Source organism: Polynucleobacter sp. 35-46-11, assembly GCF_002281105.1.
The window spans coordinates 1-4,152 of the sequence record NZ_NCFJ01000207.1; the positions used below are offsets into that span (position 1 = coordinate 1).

A 4,152-nucleotide genomic window follows, 5' to 3' on the forward strand; every position below is an offset into this window, starting at 1 on the left:
GGCGATGGCAAGATTTTTGTCTCACCAGTTGAACACGTCATTCGCATTCGTACCGGTGAAACCGGTGCGTCAGCACTTTAAAGAGAGGTTCAAAATGTTTGCTCGAATGAAACAACTTCTTGCTGGAACCGCTGTAGCCTTGGCTATTGGCGCATCTGGCGTAATGGTAAGTTCAGTTGCTTATGCGGCTCCTGATGAGCCTGTGGCGGCAGCTGCTGCCAGTGTTGCAGGTGCAGCGAGTGCTGTGGCGGCTACTGTTGATAAGGCTGATACAGCCTGGATGATGGTCAGCACCATCTTAGTTATTCTGATGGTGTTACCAGGCTTGGCGCTTTTCTATGGCGGCTTAGTCAGAAGTAAAAATATGTTGTCAGTCTTGATGCAAGTAGTGACAGTATTTTCCTTAATGGTTGTACTGTGGGTTGTCTATGGCTACTCATTAGCATTTGGTGCAGAGGGCTTGATTATTGGTGACTTTAGTAAAGTTTTCTTGTCGGGCGTCACAACTGCCTCACAAGCTGACACTTTTACACCAACATCAAAGATTCCAGAGTTTATCTTTATTGCATTCCAGGCAACATTTGCTGGTATCACTGCATGCTTGATCGTGGGATCATTTGCTGAACGTGTGAAGTTTGCTGCTGTGTTGCTCTTTTGCGCGCTGTGGCTAACTTTCTGCTATCTGCCGATTGCACATATGGTTTGGGGTGCTGGCGGTTACTTGCTCAGTAAGGGCGCACTAGATTTTGCTGGCGGTACTGTTGTACATATTAACGCTGGTATTGCTGGCTTGGTAGGTGCATACATGATTGGTAAGCGCTTGGGTTATGGCAAAGATGCAATGACTCCTCATAGCCTAACTCTCACAATGGTTGGTGCTGCATTACTGTGGGTGGGTTGGTTTGGATTTAACGCAGGCTCAAACCTAGAGGCTAATGAAGGTGTTGCATTGCCATTCATTAACACCTTGCTTGCACCTGCTGCTGCAGTATTGGCATGGAACTTGGGTGAAACTTTGTTCAAAGGTAAAGCCTCAATGTTGGGCGCTGCTTCTGGTGCGGTAGCTGGTTTAGTTGGTATTACTCCAGCTTGCGGTACTGTGGGACCAATGGGCGCAATTGCTATCGGTTTTATCTCTGGTCTAGTTTGCTTGTGGGCTGTGAGTGGTCTGAAAAGAATGCTTGGCGCAGATGACACCCTCGACGTATTTGGTATCCATGGTGTTGGCGGTATCGTCGGTGCGATCTTGACTGGTGTATTTACTGCACCTAGTCTAGGTGGTACTGGCGGAGCTGCTCCTGCTGACTTCTCAATTATTAGTCAGACTATCATTCAGGCTGAAGGCGTCATCATCACCATTATCTGGTGTGCAGTGGTTTCAGTAATAGCATACAAAGTGGTGGATATGGTGGTTGGTCTACGTGTGCCTGAAGATCAAGAGCGTGAAGGCTTGGATGTCACTTCTCATGGGGAAACAGCGTATTCAAACTAGTTGACTAAATTAGGGGTGCTAAATGGCCCCTAAAGGTAAATTTCAGTCAATTTAGTGGGTAAAGAGGGCGGTATCTTCGGATACCGCCCTTTGTGTTTTAAAAATCTTACAATAGTGTCATGGTTCCACATCTCATCACTGCCCTTAGCGGCCCTCTTCTTGATCTCGAGTCGAAGGTATTAGAAGCAACTCCAACTATTGAGCGCTGGTTCAGGCTTGAATGGCAGGAGCACACTCCACCGTTTTACTGCTCAGTTGACTTGCGTAATGCTGGTTTTAAGCTTGCGCCAGTGGATACGAACCTTTTTCCAGGTGGGTTTAATAACCTCTCACCTCAGATGTTGCCTTTGGCAGTTCAGGCAGCGATGGCAGCAATTGAAAAGATTTGTCCGGAAGCTAAAAATTTACTGTTGATACCTGAGCGACACACTCGCAATACTTTCTATTTGCAAAATATCGCACGCCTATCTTCGATCTTGCGCCAAGCAGGCCTTAATGTTCGCTTGGGCACTTTGTCTGATGAAATTAAAAAACCAACTTGGATTGATTTGCCTGATGGCAATCGTCTCTTGATGGAGCCTTTGTCTCGCTTAGGTTTAAAGAAGCAGCGTTTAGGTTTAAAAGACTTTGATCCCTGTTCAATTTTGCTGAACAACGATTTATCAGCGGGTATTCCTCCGATCCTAGAAAACCTCCATGAGCAATATCTCTTGCCAGGCTTGCATGCTGGTTGGCATGTCCGTCGCAAGTCAAATCACTTTGCAGCCTACGATGAGGTTGCTAAGAAATTTGCGAAGGTAGTGGATATTGATCCATGGATGATTAACCCTTACTTTGCTAGTTGCTCTAACGTGAACTTTCATGAGCGTAAGGGCGAAGAAGAATTGCAAGCTGCTGTTGAGAAAGTCCTCAAGAAAACTGCTAAGAAATATCGAGAGTACGGCATCAAGGAAAAACCTTACGTCGTTGTCAAAGCAGATGCTGGTACATACGGCATGGGTGTCATGGTGGTAAACGATCCTGCACAACTCAAAGATCTGAATCGCAAAGACCGCAACAAGATGAGTGTTGTTAAAGAAGGTCTTGAAGTTAGTGATGTCTTAATTCAGGAGGGTGTATATACCTTCGAGAAAGTGAATGAAGCAGTTGCAGAGCCAGTGGTATATATGATTGACCGCTATGTGATTGGTGGCTTCTATCGTGTGCATACCGACCGTGGCCCTGATGAGAATCTAAACGCACCAGGCATGCATTTTGTACCGTTAGCATTCGAGCAAAACTCCATGCCAGATCTGGGTGCCAAGCCTGGTAGTGCGCCGCCCAATCGTTTTTATCTGTATGGAGTCGTTGCACGTTTGGCTTTGTTAGCCGCTTCTTTAGAGTTGGAGCGTTCCGATCCTAATGCTGAAGCTGCCTAACTGTATCTGAATGCTCGGACATAAGATGAACCTTCTTTTCATTGCCGATCCACTGGAATCATTGAAGGTTAGCAAGGATTCCACTTTGGCAATGATGCGCGTTGCGCAAGAAGCTGGTCATAAACTTTGGTTTTGCCAAAGTCGTAACATCCTGTGGAGGAACGATTTTGTAGTGGCTGATTGTCAGTCGCTCGCCATTAAGCCAAGTGGCACAACATGGTTTGAGTTAGGCCCCGTAGAGGATCGCCCATTAAATACCTTTAACGCAGTCATGATGCGTACTGATCCGCCATTTGATATCGAGTATCTCAATACCACTTGGTTGTTATCTGCTGCGGTTCGGCAGGGTGCAAAAGTATTTAATAATCCAACGGCTATTCGTGATCATTCTGAAAAGATATCTATCACGGAGTTTCCGGAACTTATTCCCCCAACTTTAATCACACGTGAACTGAGTGCGATTGAAGTATTTCATCAAGAGCATCAAGATATTGTCATTAAGCCCTTGGATGGTATGGGTGGAATGGGTGTGTTTCGTGTAGGGCCAGATGGTTTAAATCTTGCCAGTATTGTGGAGACACTGGGTGAGAATGGTGCACGTACTCTAATGGTGCAAAGATTCTTGCCTGAGATAGCTCAAGGCGATAAACGCGTGTTGCTCATCGGTGGCGAGGTAGTGCCGTTTGCGCTGGCTCGCATACCTCAGGGAAGTGAAATTCGAGGTAATTTAGCTGCTGGTGGCAAAGGGGTTGCTATGCCGCTAACAGATGCAGAGAGGAAGGTTGCAGAACGTCTCGCCCCAATTTTGAATGCCCGGGGTTTGTTCTTGGTAGGATTAGATTTAATTGGCGCTTACGTCACAGAAATCAATGTGACTAGCCCAACCTGTTTTGTAGAGATTACTGAGCAAAGCAGATTTGATGTTCCGAAATTTTGGTTAACAGCGCTTGAAAAGGCATTGGCATAAAAATGGTTGGAATCGTAATAGTTGCTCACACTCCAGTCGCAAGTGCGATGCTGGGTTTTGCTGAGCATGCATTTGGTGTAGCGCCAGAGAGAGTAAGGGCTGTCGACATTCCGCCTCATGAAGATACAAAAGCCAGCTTCGACCGACTCTTGAAAGCGGCATATGGCGTCAACACGGGCCAAGGCGTTTTAATATTGACTGATGTAATGGGCGCGACCCCAGCAAATGTGGCATCGAAGCTTGAAGCTTTGGGGTCATTATCGGGTTTAAATGCG

The 4,152-nt window shown here is 46.3% G+C and carries 5 protein-coding genes; all 5 read left to right on the forward strand.

Annotation, left to right across the window (positions count from 1 at the left end; translation table 11 throughout):
• A partial coding sequence (locus B7Y67_RS11900; RefSeq protein ID WP_293598831.1) for a P-II family nitrogen regulator occupies positions 1-81 on the forward strand: 81 nt, incomplete at its 5' end.
• A 25-nt stretch (positions 82-106) separates the two neighbouring features.
• On the forward strand, positions 107-1,492 hold the full coding sequence (locus B7Y67_RS11905) for an ammonium transporter (protein ID WP_293598832.1): 1,386 nt from the start codon (positions 107-109) through the stop codon (positions 1,490-1,492).
• A 119-nt stretch (positions 1,493-1,611) separates the two neighbouring features.
• The gene (gene gshA / locus B7Y67_RS11910) at positions 1,612-2,910 is read left to right on the forward strand and encodes a glutamate--cysteine ligase (protein ID WP_293598828.1); all 1,299 of its coding nucleotides are present in this window, start codon (positions 1,612-1,614) and stop codon (positions 2,908-2,910) included.
• Between the two features lie 25 nt (positions 2,911-2,935).
• Entirely contained in the window at positions 2,936-3,877 is a 942-nt protein-coding gene (gshB, locus tag B7Y67_RS11915) for a glutathione synthase (protein WP_293598829.1), read from the forward strand.
• 2 nt (positions 3,878-3,879) lie between these two features.
• Positions 3,880-4,152 (forward strand): PTS fructose transporter subunit IIA (locus B7Y67_RS11920; protein WP_293598830.1); only part of this gene is annotated, 273 nt, incomplete at its 3' end.